The 20,038-nt window shown below is 62.1% G+C and carries 21 protein-coding genes and 1 other RNA gene; 10 read left to right on the forward strand and 12 right to left on the reverse strand.

Annotation, left to right across the window (positions count from 1 at the left end):
* Positions 1-200: 200 nt before the first annotated feature.
* Positions 201-1,151: a tRNA (adenosine(37)-N6)-dimethylallyltransferase MiaA gene (gene miaA / locus ACP2YO_RS37680; RefSeq protein WP_426436121.1), complete on the reverse strand. Its 951-nt coding sequence runs from the start codon at positions 1,149-1,151 to the stop codon at positions 201-203.
* Between miaA and serB the strand changes: the two genes are divergently transcribed.
* From serB to ACP2YO_RS37700, 4 genes are all read left to right on the forward strand, one after another.
* Positions 1,129-2,034, forward strand: a complete 906-nt coding sequence (serB, locus tag ACP2YO_RS37685) for a phosphoserine phosphatase SerB (protein WP_426436122.1) — start codon at positions 1,129-1,131, stop codon at positions 2,032-2,034. The two genes, miaA and serB, sit on opposite strands and share 23 nt — an antisense overlap.
* A 931-nt stretch (positions 2,035-2,965) precedes the next feature.
* Entirely contained in the window at positions 2,966-3,913 is a 948-nt protein-coding gene (locus tag ACP2YO_RS37690; RefSeq protein ID WP_426436123.1) for a hypothetical protein, read from the forward strand.
* A gap of 197 nt (positions 3,914-4,110) precedes the next feature.
* Positions 4,111-6,174 carry a type ISP restriction/modification enzyme gene (locus tag ACP2YO_RS37695; RefSeq protein ID WP_426436124.1) on the forward strand — a complete coding sequence of 688 codons (2,064 nt, stop codon included), beginning with the start codon at positions 4,111-4,113 and terminating at the stop codon, positions 6,172-6,174.
* A gap of 86 nt (positions 6,175-6,260) precedes the next feature.
* Positions 6,261-6,542, forward strand: a complete 282-nt coding sequence (locus tag ACP2YO_RS37700) for a hypothetical protein (protein ID WP_426436125.1) — start codon at positions 6,261-6,263, stop codon at positions 6,540-6,542.
* A gap of 154 nt (positions 6,543-6,696) precedes the next feature.
* Here ACP2YO_RS37700 and ACP2YO_RS37705 read toward each other — a convergent pair whose 3' ends face one another.
* The 11 genes from ACP2YO_RS37705 to ACP2YO_RS37755 form a co-directional block, all read right to left on the reverse strand.
* The gene (locus ACP2YO_RS37705; RefSeq protein ID WP_426436126.1) at positions 6,697-8,196 is read right to left on the reverse strand and encodes a Do family serine endopeptidase; all 1,500 of its coding nucleotides are present in this window, start codon (positions 8,194-8,196) and stop codon (positions 6,697-6,699) included.
* A 167-nt stretch (positions 8,197-8,363) separates the two neighbouring features.
* Positions 8,364-8,564: a DUF2065 domain-containing protein gene (locus ACP2YO_RS37710; protein WP_426436127.1), complete on the reverse strand. Its 201-nt coding sequence runs from the start codon at positions 8,562-8,564 to the stop codon at positions 8,364-8,366.
* A gap of 111 nt (positions 8,565-8,675) precedes the next feature.
* Positions 8,676-9,578 (reverse strand): protease modulator HflC, encoded by a 903-nt coding sequence (gene hflC / locus ACP2YO_RS37715; protein WP_426436128.1) that lies wholly within the window; start codon positions 9,576-9,578, stop codon positions 8,676-8,678.
* The gene (gene hflK, locus ACP2YO_RS37720) at positions 9,575-10,714 is read right to left on the reverse strand and encodes an FtsH protease activity modulator HflK (RefSeq protein ID WP_426436129.1); all 1,140 of its coding nucleotides are present in this window, start codon (positions 10,712-10,714) and stop codon (positions 9,575-9,577) included. Before hflK ends, hflC begins: the two co-directional genes overlap by 4 nt.
* Positions 10,715-10,859: 145 nt before the next feature.
* Positions 10,860-11,372: a dihydrofolate reductase gene (locus ACP2YO_RS37725; RefSeq protein ID WP_426436130.1), complete on the reverse strand. Its 513-nt coding sequence runs from the start codon at positions 11,370-11,372 to the stop codon at positions 10,860-10,862.
* On the reverse strand, positions 11,372-11,857 hold the full coding sequence (locus ACP2YO_RS37730; protein ID WP_426436131.1) for an N-acetyltransferase family protein: 486 nt from the start codon (positions 11,855-11,857) through the stop codon (positions 11,372-11,374). The genes ACP2YO_RS37725 and ACP2YO_RS37730 overlap by 1 nt, the downstream gene beginning before the upstream one ends.
* A gap of 31 nt (positions 11,858-11,888) precedes the next feature.
* Positions 11,889-12,683 (reverse strand): thymidylate synthase, encoded by a 795-nt coding sequence (locus ACP2YO_RS37735; protein ID WP_426436132.1) that lies wholly within the window; start codon positions 12,681-12,683, stop codon positions 11,889-11,891.
* A gap of 195 nt (positions 12,684-12,878) precedes the next feature.
* Positions 12,879-14,396 (reverse strand): tripartite tricarboxylate transporter permease, encoded by a 1,518-nt coding sequence (locus ACP2YO_RS37740; protein WP_426436133.1) that lies wholly within the window; start codon positions 14,394-14,396, stop codon positions 12,879-12,881.
* 4 nt (positions 14,397-14,400) lie between these two features.
* Complete coding sequence (locus ACP2YO_RS37745) at positions 14,401-14,901, reverse strand: tripartite tricarboxylate transporter TctB family protein (RefSeq protein ID WP_426436134.1); 501 nt, start codon at positions 14,899-14,901, stop codon at positions 14,401-14,403.
* An 86-nt stretch (positions 14,902-14,987) separates the two neighbouring features.
* Positions 14,988-15,521 carry a chromate transporter gene (locus tag ACP2YO_RS37750; RefSeq protein ID WP_426436135.1) on the reverse strand — a complete coding sequence of 178 codons (534 nt, stop codon included), beginning with the start codon at positions 15,519-15,521 and terminating at the stop codon, positions 14,988-14,990.
* Positions 15,518-16,129: a chromate transporter gene (locus ACP2YO_RS37755; protein ID WP_426436136.1), complete on the reverse strand. Its 612-nt coding sequence runs from the start codon at positions 16,127-16,129 to the stop codon at positions 15,518-15,520. The genes ACP2YO_RS37750 and ACP2YO_RS37755 overlap by 4 nt, the downstream gene beginning before the upstream one ends.
* Positions 16,130-16,206: 77 nt before the next feature.
* Between ACP2YO_RS37755 and ssrA the strand changes: the two genes are divergently transcribed.
* The 6 genes from ssrA to ACP2YO_RS37785 all read left to right on the forward strand — a co-directional run bounded on the left by ssrA (position 16,207) and on the right by ACP2YO_RS37785 (position 20,038).
* Positions 16,207-16,564: a transfer-messenger RNA gene (gene ssrA / locus ACP2YO_RS37760) on the forward strand.
* Positions 16,565-16,714: 150 nt separating this feature from the next.
* Positions 16,715-17,245, forward strand: a complete 531-nt coding sequence (locus tag ACP2YO_RS37765; protein ID WP_426436137.1) for an SspB family protein — start codon at positions 16,715-16,717, stop codon at positions 17,243-17,245.
* A 176-nt stretch (positions 17,246-17,421) separates the two neighbouring features.
* Entirely contained in the window at positions 17,422-18,864 is a 1,443-nt protein-coding gene (fumC, locus tag ACP2YO_RS37770; protein ID WP_426436138.1) for a class II fumarate hydratase, read from the forward strand.
* A 281-nt stretch (positions 18,865-19,145) separates the two neighbouring features.
* Positions 19,146-19,334, forward strand: coding sequence for a DUF4169 family protein (locus ACP2YO_RS37775; RefSeq protein WP_426436139.1), 189 nt, complete (start codon positions 19,146-19,148; stop codon positions 19,332-19,334).
* Positions 19,331-19,603: a ribbon-helix-helix domain-containing protein gene (locus ACP2YO_RS37780; RefSeq protein WP_426436140.1), complete on the forward strand. Its 273-nt coding sequence runs from the start codon at positions 19,331-19,333 to the stop codon at positions 19,601-19,603. The genes ACP2YO_RS37775 and ACP2YO_RS37780 overlap by 4 nt, the downstream gene beginning before the upstream one ends.
* Before the next feature lie 81 nt (positions 19,604-19,684).
* Entirely contained in the window at positions 19,685-20,038 is a 354-nt protein-coding gene (locus ACP2YO_RS37785; RefSeq protein WP_426436141.1) for a VOC family protein, read from the forward strand.

The raw sequence follows: 20,038 nt of genomic DNA on the forward strand, positions 1-20,038 counted from the left end.
GTACGACTACAATAAGGAGTTTGGTAATAATGTTGCGCACGTGGCTGCTCAGGCTTCCCAAAGGTTGCGCGAACATAGCGGCCAAAGCCCGAATGTCAAGGCGAGGCAACGACTTTCGCGATTTCCGTACTCTAACGGGGTTCCGGCCGTTCGGCGAGTGTTTTTGCGCGGCTGCACGCGCATGGCAGACGGGCGCGGCGCTACGAAGCGTGACCCTCTAACCACTCCCGTGCCTTCTCCGGCGCCACCCATTCAAATTCCGGCAGCTGGTGGCGGAACCAGGTGAACTGACGCTTGGCGTAATGGCGGGTGTCGGCGCGGCCGATCTCGGCGGCCTCTTCGCGGCTGATCTCGCCATTCAGATGCCGGATCAACGCGGGCACGCCATGGGCCTTCATGGCCGGCAGCAGCGGGTCGAGCCGGCGGTCCGCCAGCGCCGCGACCTCATCCAGCGCGCCGGCGCGGAGCATCGCCTCGAACCGCGCATCGATCCGCGCGTAGAGCTGGCCACGCTCCGGCGCGAGGAAGACAGCGGAAAATTCACCCGGCGGGAGCAGGGGCGGAAGGCCGTCGCGATGCCATTCGGGCAGTGGACGCCCCGTCGCCTCGACGACCTCGAGCGCGCGCGCGATCCGGGTGCGGTCGCGCGGCTTCAGGCGCGCGGCGGACACGGGATCGCGCTGCGCGAGCTCGGCATGCAGCGCCTCGACGTCGTGCTGCTCCAGACGGGCACGCACGCTGTCACGCACCTCGGCAGGGATCGGCGGCACCGCTGAGAGCCCGCGCGTCAGCGCCTTGAAATAGAGGCCTGAGCCGCCGATGAGGATCGGCCGGCGGCCTTGCGTGCGCGCCTCGCCGAGCGCCTTTGCGGCATCGACGACCCAGGCGCCGGCCGAGAAATTCACGCCGGCATCGACATGGCCGTAGAGCCGGTGCGGAACCAGCGCCTCCTCGTCCTCGGTCGGCCGTGCGGTGACGACCCGGAGGTCGCGATAGACCTGCATGGAATCGGTGTTGATCACGACCCCGCCGGTTCGTTGCGCAAGCTCGAGCGCCAGCGCCGACTTGCCGCTGGCGGTGGGCCCTGCGATAAGCACTGCCTTGTCCAACAATCCCGAATGCGCCTGCATGTCCCTCGTCGCCACGCTCATTTGCAATCCCGCGAGCCCCGCGCTCGACTCCACCATCGTCGACGGCGCGTGCGCTGTGCTGCCCTCGCCCGGCCCGGCGCAATGGCTGTTCAACGAAGTCGCGGTCGACATTCCCTTCGAGATCGAGAACCCAAGCCAGGACGACATCAAGGCGATCGAAGCGCGCCTGCGCCTGGCGCGCGGTGACCTGCCGATCGACATTGTCGTGCAACCTCGGATCGCCAGGCGCAAGAAGCTTTTTTTGGCCGACATGGATTCGACCATGATCGGCCAGGAATGCATCGACGAACTCGCCGATTTTGCCGGGCTCAAGGCCCATGTCGCAGGCATCACCGAGCGCGCGATGCGCGGCGAGATCGAGTTCGAGAAGGCCTTGCGCGAGCGGGTCGCGCTGCTCAAGGGCCTGCCGGTCAGCGTGGTCGACGAGGTGCTGGAAAAGCGCATCACGCTGACCCCGGGCGGCCGCGCTGTTGTCATGACCATGCGCGCCCACGGCGCCTATACCTGCCTGATCTCGGGCGGCTTCACGCTGTTCACCAACGTGGTCGCGGCGAAGATCGGCTTCCAGGAGAACCGGGCCAACCAGTTGCAGGTCGAGGACGGCAAGCTGACCGGCGAGGTGGTCGAACCGATCCTCGGCCGCGCCACCAAGCTCGCGACCCTGGTCGAGCTGATGGAATCCTTCGACCTCGACGACATCGACACGCTGGTCACAGGCGACGGCGCCAATGATCTGAGCATGATCCAGGCCGCGGGCCTCGGCGTCGCCTATCACGCCAAACCGGCGGTCGCGGCGGCCGCCGCAGGACGGATCGATTACGGCGACCTCACCGCGCTGCTTTATGCGCAGGGCTATCGGCGCGACGAGTTTGTGGGGGGGTGAGTGGCATCGCGCGACACGCGCTGTCGGTTCGCAGCGAGATATGGTCGTCATTGCCAAAGCCGTCATTGTCACCGGACACAGTTTTGCTGTTCCGCGGCGTAAATCGCCCGGACTTTGCTTGTTCGCCCTCATCGAAGGGAGGGCGCAGGGAAAGCCGGGTGCGCGCTGCACCCGCGGTCTCGCGTGCAAAGTAGAAAGGAGAGTGTGCACACGAGCATACAGGTCCAGCGGAGGCATCCCGGCTTTCCCTGCGCGATGGTTTACGGCTTACTTCGTGCTCTTCCCGGTGCCCAGGCGTTTTGGTCACCGTCGTCCGTGATCGGCGTTGGCCTCTCACGAACTTGACGCCGGCCTTGGGGCGTCAAAACCACACGACTTCACCGTCCGCCTCGGGCGCCCTCGTCAGTCGCACCCTCGGCGTCCACCGCATCCCACCGCGCGTTCGTGACGTGCGCACGCCCCTCTCATCGGGTGAGACGGGCGCGGGTATAGCGGTGAGTTGGGGTGGGAGTCAATTAAAATTCGCCAAATCCGAAATTACAGGAGGACCGAAAGCGTGGCTACGGACCTCTGACACTGGGCTACGAACCCACGCCGCTTCGTCGATAGGACGCCCCTTCGCGTCGTCGCTAACGCGGCACCACCTAAGTCTCTTCCTCACCGCGGGTCGCAGGGTGAAAATAACGATTCAGTCCTTGGCCAAAAGAGATAGTTGTAGCTCGGAAGGCTTTCCAGTAGCGATTGTCTAAACGAATCGATTCTGAGACTTTACGGGGACGAATTGGCGGTGAAGACACTTGCAAACGCAATTTCGGTCTTCGGCGCAAGCGCCAAGGCAAAGCTGAGCAATCCCGCGATCAGCGGCGCGCCGGAAGACCAGTTGCGCGGACCTCTTGAAGTTCTCCTGCACGACCTTGCCGAGATCGGAGGCTTGCCAGCCAAGGCCATGAACCTCGTTGGCGAGACGACGCTAGCGCATCTCAAGACGCGACCGGACTACGCCGTCACCGTCACCAATGCTCTCGTAGGCTTCATCGAGGTTAAGGCGCCGGGCAAGGGCGCTGATCCTCGCAAATTCACCGATCCACATGACAAGGATCAGTGGAACAAGCTGAAATCACTTCCAAATCTTCTTTACACCGACGGCAACGCCTTCAGCCTTTGGCGAGATAGCGAATTGGTCGGCAAGGTCGCTCATCTGGACGGTGATATTGAATCATCCGGGGCAAAGCTGGCAGCGCCGACGACGCTCGCTCCGATCATCGACGATTTCCTTCGATGGAAACCCATTCCGCCGAAGACCGCCAAGAAGCTCGCCGACGTCTGCGCTCGCCTCTGCCGCCTGCTGCGCGACGAGGTAATCGAGCAGATGGCCGTCGGCAATTTGGGTCTCACCGCGCTTGCAGAGGACTGGCGCAAGCTCCTTTTTCCCCAGGCAGACGACACGCAATTCGCCGATGGTTACGCGCAAGCGGTAACATTTGGCCTGCTGGTCGCGCGCTCCCGGGACATCTCGTTGTCTGGCGGCATCGACCATGCGGCGCAAGGGCTTCGAAAGTCTAACTCCCTGATCGCGACCGCACTCAGGCTGCTGACTGACGATGCCACAAATCAGGAAGCCCTGAAAACTTCGCTCGCAACCCTCACGCGCGTTCTGGACGAAGTCAATTGGCACACGATCAGCAAGGATAAACCGGAAGCCTGGTTGTATTTCTACGAAGATTTCTTGGAAGTCTACGACAACAAGTTGCGCAAACGGACGGGCTCTTACTATACACCTCCAGAAGTCGTCTCCGGGATGGTCAATCTGATCGACGAAGCTTTGCGTGGCCCTCTCTTTGAACGTACCGCCGGCTTCGCCGCTCCGATGTCGTCGTAGCCGACCCGGCAGCAGGAACTGGCACGTTCCTTCTTGGGGTGCTGCGTCGGGTCGCGTCGACTGTTGCGCAAGATCAAGGTCCGGGAGCTGTCCAAGGCGCGATCAAGGCTGCGGCAAAGCGCTTAATCGGTTTCGAGCTTCAGTTCGGGCCGTTCGCTGTAGCGCAACTTCGGCTCGCCGCGGAAATGCAAGCGCTGATGAGTACTTCGCAGTTGATACCCTCAGTTCCCGACTTGCTGCTATTTATCACAGACACGCTTGCTAACCCCTTCATTGAAGAGGAGGCACTTGGCCAAATTTATGAACCAATCGCGAAGTCGCGTCGCGAAGCAAACGCGATTAAGAAAACCAAGCCGATCACCGTCGTAATTGGCAACCCTCCTTACAAGGAGAAAGCGGAAGGACGCGGTGGATGGATCGAGGCAGGCTCAGGAGGAAAACTCGTCGCTCCGCTCGACCGTTGGAGGCCGCCGCCGGAGTGGGGCATAGGCTCGCACGTCAAGCATCTCAAGAATCTCTACATCTATTTTTGGCGATGGGCGACTTGGAAAGTTTTCGGCTCCGGCAACTACGCGGCGACTGGATTTCCAGATAGAGACGAAGAGGGGATAATTTGCTTCATTACAGTGGCGGGCTTTCTGAACGGTCCCGGCTTTGAGAAAATGCGAGACGATCTCCGACGCACTTGTTCGGAAATTTGGATCGTTGACTGCTCTCCCGACGGACACCAGCCTGAAGTAGCAACGCGCATATTTCAAGGAGTACAGCAGCCAGTCTGTATCGTGCTTGCCGCTCGCAAACTTGGTAAGAGCGTCGAGGAATCGGCCAAGGTGCACTTTCACGCTTTACCGAAGGGGGCGCGGGAAGAAAAATTCCTGGCACTTGCAGAGCTGTCTCTTAATAGTAACAGTTGGGCCGATTGCCCTTCGAGTTGGCGCGCGCCATTTCTGCCATCTGCGACCGGTCTGTGGGCAACTTTGCCTGCCTTAAGTGAGCTCTTTCAATATGATGGTTCTGGAGTCATGCCCGGGCGCACGTGGATTATTGCGCCCGACGCAGATTCTCTCCGCGCGCGTTGGACGCATCTTACGCATGAAAAGGACGAAGCAAAAAAGGAAATCCTCTTTCACCCCCACGAAGGAGGCGACAAGACTTTGTCTAAAGGATCGAAGGCCGGCTTGGCTGGGCACGAGCATCGCCCGGAATCTGTAGGCAACGATAAGGGCGAGTCAATTGTGCCCTCGCGCCTTGCCCTCAGATCCTTCGACCGTCAATGGATCATTCCCGATGCGCGGTTGATCAATCGGCCGAATCCGTCTCTTTGGAACGGATACTCTTCGCGCCAGATTTTCTTGACTGCCCCGGAAGATCGTTCTCCCTCGTTCGGGCCGGCACTCACTTTCACCGATCTCATCCCCGACCTTCACCACTACAACGGCAGGGGAGGTCGCGTTTATCCACTTTGGCAAGACCGGGCCACGTTGCTTTCGAACATCAAGCCAGCGCTGGTAATTTACCTCGCTAAAATCTACGGTCACCCCGTCAAGGCCGAGGACGTTATGGCCTATATCGCTGCGGTAGTGGCACACCCGGCATTCACAGCTCGATTTCAGTCTGATTTCGTCCAACCGGGTCTTCGCCTTCCCATCACGGCGGATGCGAAGTTGTTCGGCGAAGCCATCGCCCTCGGCAACGAAGTGATTTGGCTACATTGCTATGGCGAGCGCTTCGTGGACCAAACTACGAACCGCCCAAAACAGGCGCCTCGCTTACCAAAAGAAAGTGCGCCTACAATTCCCGTCGGCGGTACGATTCCATCCGCACCTGAGCCTCTGCCCGATACGATGGATTATGATCCGACAACGCGACGGTTGAAGATCGGTAAGGGATACATTGAGAATGTTACGCCCGAAATGTGGGCGTATCAGGTGTCAGGCAAGCAGATACTTTGGCAATGGTTCAGCTACCGTCGACGTGATCGCAGCCGCCCAATCATCGGCGATCGCCGCCCGCCATCGCCGCTCGATGCCATCCAGCCGGAGGGATGGTTGCCGGAATATACGACCGACCTTCTCGATTTGCTGCACGTTCTCGGGCGGGTGATCGCACTGGAACCGAAACAAGCCGACTTGCTGAACCGCATTTGTGCTGGGCCGTTGCGAAGTGCGGAGGAACTCCGGACTTCCGGAGCGTTTGTAAGCCCCGAACTGGGCGCCCCAAAGCCAAAGTCCAAAAGCAAGAGCCAACTTAGGGATACGTGAGGTACGGGGACAAGTCCACCGAATGGCTCGCGCCGGGCCGTAGGATCGCGCAAAGTCGAAGTGATTCGACAACCATCGCGTGACACATGGCCTCTTCCCGGCAACGAGACCTCTTCCAGCCCGAAGAACAATCCGACCTGTTCGACGACGAGGCACCAACGCCCGAATACCGTGCTGATCCTGATGCCGTTCGCACCGAATTGTACAAGATTCTAGCCGAAGCTCGCGCAGCTCGAAAGCTGGAACCGAAGACCGTCCTCCTTTACCGGACAATCTTCCCACAGATGACGAATTGGCTTCCAGACGAGGAAGGCGCGCAGCTGCGGTTCGAGTTCGAGACGGAAATCAAGCGTCTCGAAGCGGCTTAAGAGTTCCTCGGCCTGACGCCATCCTAATCTAGCTCGGTCGCCAACGTCTCCTGTATAGCGAGCCGAAGCTGACGTCATTCCACTGATAAGCCCGGCAATCGGGAGGGTTCGACGCTTCGCATCGCCCCGGAATAACTCGCCCCTTGCTCCATCCCTACTGCACGCCGAGCGCCACAAACCGCAGTTCACCGTCGCCGTTGGAGACGAGCAGCAGCACCGACTTCTTGCCGTCGGTCTTCAGCTTCTCGACACGGTTCTTGATGTCGGCGGCGCTGGAGACTGCCTCCTGCGCGACTTCGACGATGACGTCGCCGGCCGACAGGCGCTTCTCGGCGGCGTCGGAGGCGCCCTCGACACCGGTGATGATGACGCCCTTCACGCTGTCCTTGATCTTGTACTTGGTACGCAGATCCTTGCTCAGCGACGCCAGGTCGAGGCCCAGCGCCTTCTGCGTCACCGGCTTCTCGGCGGGCTCGTTCGGCTTGGCATTGGCCTGCTGAACCTTGTCGGTGTCCTCGAGGCGGCCGAGGGTGACCTTGTGGGTCTCTTCATTGCCCTTGCGGATGATGACGACGTCGACTTCCTTGCCGACCGCGGTGTCGGCAACGATGCGCGAAAGGTCCTTCGGATCCTTCACGTCCTTGCCGTCGAACTTCACCACGACGTCACCGGGTTCGATGCCGGCCGGCTTGGCCGGGCCCTTGTCGTCGATACCAGCGACCAGCGCACCACGCGCCGGCTTGATGTTGAGGCTTTCCGCGATCTCGTCAGTGACCTGCTGGATGCGGACGCCGAGCCAGCCGCGGCGCAATTCGCCGAACTTCTGCAACTGGTCGACGACACCGGCCACCGTCTTCGACGGCACGGCAAAGCCGAGACCAATCGAACCGCCGGTCGGCGAGATGATCAGCGTGTTGACCCCGATCACTTCGCCGTCGAGGTTGAATAGCGGTCCGCCGGAATTGCCGCGGTTGATGGCGGCATCGGTCTGGATGTAGCTGTCATACGGCCCCTGGCTGATGTCGCGGTTCTTGGCCGAGACGATGCCCGCGGTCACCGTGCCGCCGAGGCTGAACGGGTTGCCGATCGCGACCACCCAGTCGCCGAGACGAATCTTGTCGCTGTCGCCGAACTTGACCGCGACGAGCGGCTTCGGCGGCTTGAACTTCAGCACCGCAAGGTCGGTCTTCTTGTCGACGCCGACGATATCGGCCTTGATCTTGGTGCCGTCGTTGAGGATGACGTTGATCTCGTCGGCGTCGGCGATGACATGGTTGTTGGTGACGACGATGCCTGACGTGTCGACGATAAAGCCCGAGCCGAGCGAGTTGGTCTTGCGCGGCGCGAACTCGCCGCTCTTGTCGCCACCCTTGCCGCCGCCCGGGCCGCGGCGGTTCTTGAAGAAGTCGTCGAAGAACTCCTCGAACGGCGAGCCCGGCGGCAGTTGCGGCATCGCGCCGCCGCCCTTGGCCTCGATCGTCTGCGACGTCGAGATGTTGACGACGGCGTCGATCACCTTCTCGGCGACGTCGGCGATGCCTTCGGGGCCGCGGGCGAAGGCCGGCACTGCGCTCAGCATGCTCGCAGCACCGATCGAGATCGCAGCTCCCATCAAACGGAGGCGACGGCTCAGGGCTGGTCTGGCAGCGGTCATGTCAGCTTCTCTCCAGGCAAACGGGTGAATGTCGTTTGGTCGCACAGTGCGCCCGAACGGGCTTTCGGCGCAAGCATCTGAGCCGGCCATTTCGACGAAAAACCGGCCGCAAAAGGCTCACGATTGCGTTCTTTCCAGCACGTTTTCAGTGCTGGAACATGGAACGATCAGCGCCGCACCAGCCAGATCAGGACCAGCCCGCCAACCGCCGAGCCGATGCCGACGATACGCAGGATATTGTCGGGCGTCGCCAGCGCGCTCTTCATCGCCCGGCGCATCCAGGCCGGACTTGCCGCGAACATGATGCCTTCGAGCACGAACAGAATTCCCAAACCGATGAGGAAGTCGCCGAACGCTATGGACCTCATCGGATGAGAGCCTCCCGCTTTGATGTTTGTTTTTCTTGAACTGCGGCGACGCGTTGACCACGTCGCCGCCATTTCTGGAAGTTGAGGTTCTTAAAGTTACTGCTCTCGGCGCTACTGTTTCGGCGCGGCAGCCGCTTCAGCCGGCTTGCCGCTCGAACTGCCGAAATATTTGAAGAATTCGGAGTCCGGCCGCAACAGGAAGCGCGTGTCGCCCGCCTTCAGGCCGTTTTCGTACGCCGACATCGAGCGATAGAAGGCGAAGAAATCCTTGTCCTGGTTGTAGGCTTCGGCGAACAGGCGGTTGCGCTCGGCATCGCCGGCGCCGCGTGTCTGTTCCGCCGTCGAGTTGGCCTCGGCGACGATCACGGTTGCATCGCGGTCTGCCCTCGACCGGATCTCCTGCCCCTTCTGGGCGCCCTGGGCACGGAACTCGGCGGCCTCACGCTGGCGTTCCGTCTGCATGCGCTGATAGACCGCCTGGCTGTTCTGCTCCGGCAGATCGGCACGGCGGATACGCACGTCGACGACCTGGATGCCGTAGCCACCGGCCTCCTTGTCGAGCTGATCGCGGATCCGCCCCATCAGCTTCTCGCGCTCGTCGCGGACCACCGTGATGAAGGAGACTTCGCCGAGCACGCGGCGCAGCGAGGCGTTCAACAGCGTGGTGAGCTGAAGATTGGCAGCCTGGATCGAGCCGACGCTGGTGTAGAAACGCAACGCGTCCTTGATGCGGTAACGCGCGAACGCGTCGACGACGAGCCGCTTCTGGTCGGATGCGATTACTTCCTGCGAGGGGTTTTCGAGGTCGAGGATGCGCTTGTCGATCAGGATGACGCTGTCGGTGAACGGGACCTTGAAGTTCAGGCCCGGCTCGGTGACGACGTCGACCGGTTTACCGAACCGGACCACGAGGGCCTGCTCGGTCTGCTGCACGGTGAACATCGAGCTGTAGGCGACGATGGCCAGGACGAACAGGACGATGAGGGCCGCAATGCCCGCGACGGGGGATCTCATCGCGTGCCTCCCTGCGGCTGGCCGGTTGTGGCCGGTGCTGCCGGACGCCGCGGCGTCAATTCACCGAGCGGAAGATAAGGCACGATGTTCTGGCCCGGTCCGCCGTCGTAGACGAGCTTCTCGGAGCCACCGAGCACGCGCTCCATGGTCTCCAGATAGATCCGTTCACGCGTCACTTCGGGAGCCTTCTTGTACTCATCATAGACTTTCAGGAAGCGGGCGCTCTGGCCCCGGGCCTCGGCGACTGCCTGTTCCTTGTAACCTTCGGCGGCCTGCAGGATCTGCGCGGCACGACCGTGCGCCTCGGGCACGACGCGGTTGGCGTAGGTCTGCGCCTCGTTCTGCGCGCGCTCGAGGTCGGAGCGCGCCGCCTGCACGTCGCGGAACGAATCGATGACCTGGGCCGGCGGGTCGACCTTCTGCATCTGGACCTGCGCAATCTGGATGCCGGCGCCGTAGCCGTCGAGCGTCTTCTGCATCAGCTCCTGCACGGTCGTTTCGGTCTGGGTCCGCGCGCCGGTGAGGATCGGCTGAATCTCGGAGCGGCCGATCACCTCGCGCATCGCGCTTTCGGCAACCGCCTTCACGGTGCCTTCGGGATTCTGGATGTTGAACAGGAATGCGCCGGCTCCGCCCGGCTTGATGCGCCACAGCACGGTGAAATCGACGTCGACGATGTTCTCGTCCCCGGTCAGCATCAGGCTTTCCTCCGGCACGTCGCGCACAGTGCGGCCACGCCGGGCCGGATCGTCGATCAGCGTCATGCCGATCGATAGCGTGTTCACGCGCAGCGCCTTCGGCAGCAGCACGGTTTCGATCGGATACGGCAGGTGATATCTTAGGCCCGGCTCCGCATCGCGCACATACTTGCCGAAGCGCAGGACGACGCCGAGCTCTTCCGACTGAACACGGAAGATGCCGGTCGCAAACCAGATCACCAGCGCGGCAACCAGCACCAGCGCGATACCCATGCCGCTGAAATGTCCGCCGGGCAGCCATTGCTGCAGCCGGTCCTGACCGCGGCGCAGAAGGTCCTCAAGATCCGGCGGCCTGGGGCCGACCGATTGCGGACCGTTGCCCCATGGTCCTTTCGGACCCGAGCCCCACGGCCCTCCGCCTTGATTCTTCCACGGCATCAAACATCTCCTGGGCAAGCCCGGACCGGAACGGTCCAGGCTCGAATGTCCGGCCCGGTTATAGGGGACCGTCGGGGCCCTTACAACGCAAGCTTCTGGCGGCACGAGCTAAGCGCAGGGCCATAATTGTCAATGCAAACATTGGTTAACGTTGGACGCGCCGACGATATGTCACATAGGAGAAGTCGGCACTGTCGCCCTCGCCGGCCGGATTTCTCACGCGCGCGATCTCTTCCCAATCCTTCGCATCAATTGTGGCAAAGCGCGTGTCGCCGTCAGGACGGGCATGGACTTCGGTGATTTCAAGCCGGTCGGCCACATCCATCCACTGCGCATAGATCTCCGCGCCGCCGATCACCGCGATCTCGGTGGCGAAACGTCGCAGCGCGTCGCCACGCGCAATCGCGTGGGCGTTCGCGAACGACGTCGTGACGACGGCGCCGCGCGCCCTGTAGTTGGCGTCGCGCGTCACGACGACATTGGTCCGTCCCGGCAGCGGCCTGCGCAGGGATTCAAAGGTCTTTCGTCCCATCACCACGGGCTTGTTCAAGGTCATCGCCTTGAGACGCTGCTGGTCGGCTTTCAAGCGCCACGGAATCGTGTTGTCGCGACCGATCACGCCATTTTCGGCGGCCGCGACAATGAGCACGATCTCCATCAGCGCGCTCCTTCCGCCAGCGCCGTGAGCGCCGGACCAAAGACGCGGCAGATCGTCCATTCGTCCATCAGCTCAGCGCCGAGCGATTTGTAGAACGCGATCGACGGCGCGTTCCAGTCGAGCACCGCCCATTGCAGGCGCGACCAGCCATTGGCGAGACAATGCTTCGCCAGATGCACGAGCAACGCCTTGCCGATGCCCTTGCCGCGCAGCGCCGGGCGCACGAAGAGATCCTCGAGATAGATGCCGTGCCTGCCTGCGAAGGTGGAGAAGTTGACGAACCAGACCGCGAAGCCGGCGGGCTCGCCGTTCCACTCCGCGATGTCGCAGAACAGCCGCGGATTCGGACCGAACAGCGCCTCGGCGATATCGGCCTCGCTGGCGTGAACCTCGTGGAGCAGCTTTTCGTACTCGGCGAGCTCGCGGACCAGCGAGAACACCAGTCCGGCTTCATCGGGCCGCGCACGGCGGATGGTGAGAGACATCAATCGCTCACACCGCTATTCATACAGCCACTCATACAGCCACCTGGGCCTTGATGTGCGGATGCGGGTCGTAGCCTTCGAGTTTGAAGTCCTCGTAGCGGAACGCGAAGATATCCTTCACATCAGGATTGATCGTCATCGTCGGCAGCGGTCGCGTCGGCCGCGTCAGTTGCAGCCGCGCCTGCTCGAGATGGTTGGAATAGAGATGCGCATCGCCGAGCGAGTGCACGAAGTCACCAGGCTTCAGCCCCGTCACCTGCGCCACCATCATGGTCAGCAACGCATAGGAGGCGATGTTGAAGGGCACGCCGAGGAACACGTCGCCGGAGCGCTGATAGAGCTGGCAGGACAGTTTGCCGTTCGCGACATAGAACTGGAACAGGCAGTGGCACGGCGGCAGTGCCATCTTGTCGACCTCGGCCGGATTCCAGGCGCTGACGATCAGCCGCCGCGAATCCGGGTTGCGCTTGATCATCTCGATCAAATTGGCGATCTGGTCGATGCTGCGGCCATCGGGCGCGGGCCACGATCGCCATTGCGAGCCGTAGACCGGGCCGAGATCGCCATTGGCGTCGGCCCACTCGTCCCAGATGGTGACGCCGTTGTCGTTGAGATATTTGATGTTGGTGTCGCCGGCGAGGAACCACAACAGCTCGTGCACGATCGCCTTCAGCGGCAGCCGCTTGGTGGTCAGCATCGGGAAGCCGGCCGACAGGTTGAAGCGCATCTGGTGGCCGAAAATCGACAGCGTGCCGGTGCCGGTGCGGTCGTGCTTCTCGGCGCCATCGGCGAGGATGCGTTCGAGCAGGTCGTGATACTGGTTCATGGCGCGGGCTTCGGGGGTTGTCGGGGAGCGCGAATTTAGCGGCCAGGGCCGCCGATCGACACGCCGATTCGGCTGATTGCACCGATTATACCCGGAAAAATGATCATCCCGTGCACAAACGACAAGGGGCGGAACCGGTGTTCCGTCCCTCCCCTATCCGCTTGATCGGATTGGCTTAAGTTGCCGGCAATACGATCAGCTCTCCGACTCCACGAACACCTCGTCGCGCTTGGCGCGCAGCGCCGGCAAGATCGCGAGCACCAGCAGGCCGCCTGCGATTGCGAGCAGCACGGCCGATAATGGACGCGACACAAAGACGCTCCAGTCGCCGCGCGAGATCAGCAGCGCGCGGCGCAAATTCTCCTCCATCAGCGGGCCCAGCACCATGCCGAGCAACAGCGGCGCCGGTTCGAAATCGTGCTTGATCAGCCAGTATCCGACCAGACCGAACACGCCCGCCAGAATGACGTCGACCGGCGCATTGTTCACCGAGTAGATGCCGATCGCGCAGAAGATCACGATCGAAGGGAACATCAGACGGTACGGCACGCGCAACAGGCGAACCCAGATGCCGACCAGCGGCAGGTTGATGACGATCAGCATCAGATTGCCGATCCACATCGAGGCGATCATGCCCCAGACCAGATCCGGCTGCTTCACCATCACCTGCGGACCCGGCACGATACCGTGAATGGTCATCGCGCCGACCATCAGCGCCATCACCGCGTTCGGCGGGATGCCGAGCGTGAGCAGCGGGATGAACGAGGTCTGCGCCGCGGCGTTGTTGGCGCTTTCCGGTGACGCCACGCCCTCGATCGCACCGCGGCCGAACCGCGACGGATCCTTTGCGATCTTCTTCTCGAGTGTGTAGGCCGCGAACGACGCGATCACGGCACCGCCGCCCGGAAGAATACCGAGAATCGATCCCAGGATCGTGCCGCGCACGATCGCAGGGAAAGAATCCTTCAGATCCTTCTTGGTCGGCATCAGCCCGGTGATCTTCTGCTGCACCAGGTCGCGGTTCATTTCGGAGCCGGCGTCGAGGTTGCGGATGATCTCGGCGAAGCCGAACACACCCATCGCCACCGTCGCGAAGCCGAGGCCATCGGCAAGCTCGGGAATGTTGAAGGCCATGCGCGAGGCCCCGGTTTCGATGTCGGAGCCGACCATCGAGAGCAGGAGGCCAAACACGATCATCGCAATCGCCTTCAGCACCGATCCCTTCGCGAGCACCACCGCGAAGATCAGGCCGAGCACCATCAGCGAGAAATATTCGGCCGGCCCAAACGCCAGCGCGAGCTTCGTCAAGGGCGCGCCGAGCACAGCGATCAGCACGGTGGCGACGCAGCCGGCGAAGAACGAGCCGATCGCGGCGATCGCAAGGGCTGGGCCGGCGCGGCCTTGCTTGGCCATCTGGAAACCGTCCAGCGCGGTAACGACGGATGTCGCTTCGCCTGGGATGTTGACCAGGATCGACGTGGTCGAGCCACCATATTGGGCACCGTAATAAATGCCGGCGAGCATGATCAGCGCACCGACCGGCGGCAGGCCGAAGGTGATCGGCAGCAGCATGGCGACGGTCGCAATGGTGCCGATGCCGGGCAGCACGCCGACCAGCGTGCCGACCAGCGCACCGATCAGGCACATCAGAAGGTTGATCGGCGAGAGGGCGACGGCGAAACCGTGCGCGAGATTGGCAAAGAGTTCCATCACGCCCTCACTGGATCAGGAAACGCGGGAACATCGGCATCGGCAGTCCCAGCACGTAGGGAAAGAGTAGCGCGCAGCCGAGCGTCAGGCAGGCGCCGACGATGATCGCCTCGAGCCATTTCGTCTCGTGCGAGCCGAGTGACGCGATCAGGAAGCTCGAGAAGGCGGAGACGACGAGCCCGAGCGGCCGGATCGCCAGCGCAAAGAACAGGATCGACAGCATCACGAAAAGCGGCCCGCGCCAGGCATAGGTGGCGATGTGCGGGCCGTCCTTGAGGACACCCGTCAATGCGATCGCGGCGCCAAGCAGCAACAGCAGCACGGCGAACATGCGCGGCGCGGTGCCGGCGCCGAACGAAAATCCGTGCATGCCCTGCAGATCGCTGGAGGCCCACAGCGCGAACAGGGCGATCGCCATCAACGCAACGCCGCCGACAAAGTCCTGCGGACCGCGGATCCATTTTGGCAGGATGGATCTGACCGGCGCCTCGCTCGGCGTGTCACTCATGATGTCACTCCCCCATGGCAGGCTTGCCCGCCCGTTCTGATTGGATGGCTTGTGATGCTGGCCCGATGACTTGCTAGCGATTTTCGTCAGACAACGCCAGCAAAACCAAAAATGCCGCCAGCAAGCAGCAGCCAGAAAGGATTGACTCGCGTTGCGAAGGCAAGCGCGGCTGCGACAATCGTGATCAGCGCTGCGATCCAACTTTGGTCTGATGCCTGCGCCAGGATCAGCCCGCTCGCCGCCATCAGGCCGATCGACAGCGGAACCAGTGCGGCCTGAACGAGCGCGGGCCAGCGCGCATGACGCGAGCGTTCGAGGAAACGGCTCACATAATAGGCAAGCAGTGCGGTCGGACCACACATCGCAAGTGTTGCCGCCAATGCGCCGGCGACGCCTGCGACAGAATAGCCTATCAGCGTCACGATCAGCACATTCGGTCCCGGCGAGAGCTGCGCGATCGCGAAGACGTCGGCGAACTGCTTGTCGGTCAACCAGTGATGCACATCGACCGCGGCACGGTGCATTTCGGGGATCGCCGAATTGGCGCCGCCGACCGCAAACAGCGACATCAAGCCGAAGGTCCAGACCAGCATGGCGATCGGGTTGGACTCCGTGCTCATGGCTTCACCTTGCGCCGTGTCAGAACCGTGATCGCGAGGCTGAGCGGGATCGCGACCAGCAGCACGATCTGCAGCGGCCATCGCATCAACCCGATCGCGACGAAGACCAGGACCAGGGCGACGAGGCCTGTGACATCACCCCGCTTGAGCAGCGGCGCCATCATCTTGAATACGACGGCGATCAGAAGCCCCACGGCCGCGCAGGACACGCCGGCGAGCGTGCGGCGCAGGGCATCGATCTCGCCGTAGCGCACGTAGAGCGCGGCGAGGATGGTGGCGATCACCATCGGCGGGCCGACCAGGCCAGCGAAGGCCGCAAGACCACCGGCGATGCCGCGAAAGCGGGAGCCGAACACCACGGACAGGTTGACGATGTTCGGACCCGGCAGGAAGTGGCAGAGCGCGAAGGTCTCGTTGAACTCCTCCGCCGTCATCCAGCGGTGCTGCTCGACAATGCCGCGCCGGGCCCAGACCAGCACCCCGCCGAAGCCGGCCAGCGACATCTTGGCAAAGGCAAAAAACAGCTCGGACAGGCCGGGCTGGCTGGGTGGCGATGACGGGGGGATGTCCGGTGCCGGGACGGCAGTCGGCTGGGATTCCGGAGGCATGGACAAAATCTAGAACGGCCGCGCGACACGGACCAACCCAAATCGGCGTGTTTTCACACCCGAAGAGCCCGGAATCGGCTCTATTTTTCTCAAGCGTTGCCGCCTATATTGGGGGTGCCGGTTCGCCGGCTATGGAAATAAATGGCCGTCGCAATAAACCATTCGGACCCGGGGGCGGTACCCGGCGCCTCCACCAAAACCCATCCTTCGAGGTGGCTTTCGGCGGGGGCGAAATAGGATCGACGAGGGCGTAAAGGGCGTGTTTTTTCTCGGTATGGTTCCGCCGTTATCGGGCTAATGCAATAGTTGCCAACGACAACTTTGCTCCGGTTGCTCAGGCTGCGTAACGCAGTTTGAAAGACCATACTTAAAGTCCTAACGGGTTAAGCTCCGTTAGGCGGGGTTCGGAGGCACCTGGCAACAGAAGCCTCCACTTCATTCCAGACCGGACGCTTTCGGCGCATTTCCGGTGCTTCCCCTGCTGATTTCCGGCGCCCGGCGGGGTAGCATGGCCTAAAAGGGGCGAGTCGGACGGTCCGGCGCCGCCGCCAAGCCGGCCATTATTTCGAACGCGACAGGATCACCATGGCGACCGATCACATCCGATATGACGTGCTGGCGCGGGATGCGCTGCGCGGGGTGCTGCGCCGGGTTCTGACCGACGCTGCCGAACACGGCCTGCCGGGCGAACACCATTTCTACATCACGTTCCTGTCAACCGCCGACGGCGTAAAGATCTCGCCGCGGCTGCTGGCGCAATATCCGGAGGAGATGACCATCATCCTGCAGCACCAGTTCTGGGACCTGGTGGTGACGGAGGACCGGTTCGAGGTCGGCCTGTCGTTCGGCGGAATTCCCGAGCGGCTGACCGTGCCGTTTGCCTCTGTCACGCGCTTCCTCGATCCGTCCGCCCCGTTCGACCTGCTGTTCGATGCTTCGGACGTCGTGGCGGAGGAACCTTCGGCGGGAATGCCGGCTGCATCGCCGGCCACCCCCCTGCCCGCACCGACGGCCCGGCCCGCGGCCGAAACCAGGGCCGCCGAGACCAACGAGGAGCCGGCGAAGCCCAGCGAAGGCGCCGAGGTGGTGCGGCTCGATCGCTTCCGTAAGAAATAATCCAAGCGCAGATCAAACCTCGACCTTGTAGGGTACTTGCGAAGATCGGGATGACAGATCGTCATCCCGGACTATCTTCTGCATGAGCGCGGCCCAGCGCAAACGCGTCGCGTTTGACGCGCGGGGAGCCGGTGCCCATCTCCGGACCATGTTCTCGTGAGGCAACGGAAACCATCATGGCTCAATCAACGACACCCTCCAAAACTACACCTGCCAAGACGGCTGCCAAAGCAGCGACCCGCAGCGAGACCGACAGCTTCGGTCCAATCGACGTGCCCGCCGACCGCTACTGGGGCGCGCAGACCGAACGCTCGCGGCAGAATTTCAAGATTGGCCACGACCGGATGCCGATCGCGATCATCCATGCGCTCGGAATCGTCAAGCTTGCGGCGGCCGAAACCAACCGCGAGCTCGGCCAGCTCGACGAGCGCCGCGCCGACGCCATCATCAGCGCAGCGAAGGAAGTGATCGAAGGCAAGCTCGACGATCATTTTCCGCTGGTGGTCTATCAGACCGGCTCGGGCACCCAGACCAACATGAACGTCAATGAGGTGATCGCCAACCGTGCCAACCAGATGCTCGGCGGCGAGCTCGGCGCTAAGCAGCCGATCCATCCGAACGATCACGTCAACATGAGTCAGTCGTCGAACGATTCCTTCCCGACCGCGATGCATATCGCGGCGGCGAGCCGGATCATCGCCGACCTGATTCCGGCGCTCACCGAGCTGCATCAGGAGCTGCACAAGAAGCAGGAGGCGTTTGCCAAGATCGTGAAGATCGGCCGCACGCATACCCAGGATGCGACGCCGCTGACGCTCGGCCAGGAATTCTCGGGCTACGCCGCGATGGTCGGGAGCGGCATCGCGCGGCTGCGTGTGGCGGTGAAGGAGCTGTTTCCGCTGGCGCAGGGCGGCACCGCGGTCGGCACCGGCCTCAACTCCAAGCCGGAATTCGCCGAGACCTTCGCCAGACATGTCGCCGAGATCACCAAGCTGCCGTTCACCAGCGCCGAGAACAAATTCGAGGCGTTGGCCTCGAACGATGCCTATGTGCTGGTGCACGGCGCGATCAATTCGGTGGCGACCGGCCTGTTCAAGATCGCCAACGACATCCGCTTCCTCGGATCGGGCCCGCGCTCGGGCCTCGGCGAACTGATTCTGCCAGAGAATGAGCCGGGCTCGTCGATCATGCCGGGCAAGGTCAATCCGACTCAATGCGAGGCGATGACGATGGTCTGCTGCCAGGTGTTCGGCAATCAGACCACGATCACGATCGCCGGCAGCCAGGGGCATTTCGAGCTGAACGTGTATAAACCCGTGTTGGCATATTGTATGATCAATTCCATTCAATTGCTGTCGGACGTTGTCCGCTCATTTACTGAGCATTGCGCTGTCGGCATACGCGCCGACGAAAAGCGCATCAGCGAGTTGATGCAGCGCTCGCTGATGCTGGTGACGGCGCTCGCGCCGAAGATCGGCTACGACAACGCGGCCAAGGTTGCCAAGACGGCGCATGCGCGCGGAACGACGCTGAAGGAAGAAGCCGTGCGGCTCGGCTTTGTATCCGCCGACGAATTTGATCGTCTGGTGCAGCCGGACAAAATGACACACCCGGGCTGAGTGAACGAAAGAAAGTCCGGACAATTGCCGTCGGCGCGGCTGATATAATTATAGATCATAACGCCTAAAGACTAAGGCAGGTCATCTATCGGCTCTGCGTTGGCGCATGTTACAGCAAGACAGATGTCAAGTTTTCGCAGAGCGAAACGGATTCTTTGATGCTATCACGAAGCATCAAACGGGGATTCTGGATGGATATCGAGCCAGGAGCGCAGCGCGACCACCCTTGCTTTCGTCACGATGCATCACCAATTCGCACAAGGGGACGATGAGGGACGAGCATGGGCGACGTGGTCAATCTGAAACGATTCAAGAAGCGGGGCGAGCGCGAACAAGCGGCGAAGCAAGGCGAAGCCAATCGCGCGCTATTTGGTCGCACCAAGTCCGAACGCGTGCGCGATGAACTAGTTGCCGAGCGCAGCGCTTATCAGCTCGAGCAGCATCGCATGGATGGCGGAGACGCATCATGAAATCTCCCGTCGTCAAACGTTCGATCGTCGTCGCCGGACACAAGACCAGCGTCAGCCTTGAAGAGGCGTTCTGGAACGGCATGAAAGAGATTTCCGGTCTGCGAAACATGACGCTGTCGGAGCTGGTCGGCGAGATCGACGGCAATCGCCAGCAGGGCAATCTGTCCTCCGCGATCCGCCTTTTCGTGCTGGACTATTTCCGCTCGCGCGCCACGCCGGCCGTGCCGGAGGCAAGGCTTCCGCAGGTCGATACGCGTCAGCAGGCCTGACGGCTTCCCGCGCGCGATCGCCAGCATGCCATCGTCGGCATGCTATGGAGCAGGCGATCGTATTGTTGCGTGGACATCAGCATGAAAGTCAAACGCATCGTCGCCGACATTGCCGCCACCGACGTGGCGGCAGCGAAGGGATTCTATCAGGACATCCTCGGACTGACGCCGCTGATGGATTTCGGATGGGTTGCGACCTACGGCTCGTCCGAAATGATGCAGGTTCAAATCAGCTTCGCATCGGAAGGCGGCTCGGGCAGACCGGTGCCTGATCTCTCGATCGAGGTCGACGATCTCGACGAAGCGCTTCGTCGCGTGACGGCGGCGCGCATTGCGATCGAATATGGACCGGCGAATGAGCCATGGGGCGTGCGGCGCTTCTTCGTCCGCGATCCCTTCGGCAGACTGGTCAATATTCTCCAGCACCAGCCGTAA

The organism is Bradyrhizobium genosp. P (genome assembly GCF_049949265.1).
Taxonomy (GTDB): domain Bacteria; phylum Pseudomonadota; class Alphaproteobacteria; order Rhizobiales; family Xanthobacteraceae; genus Bradyrhizobium.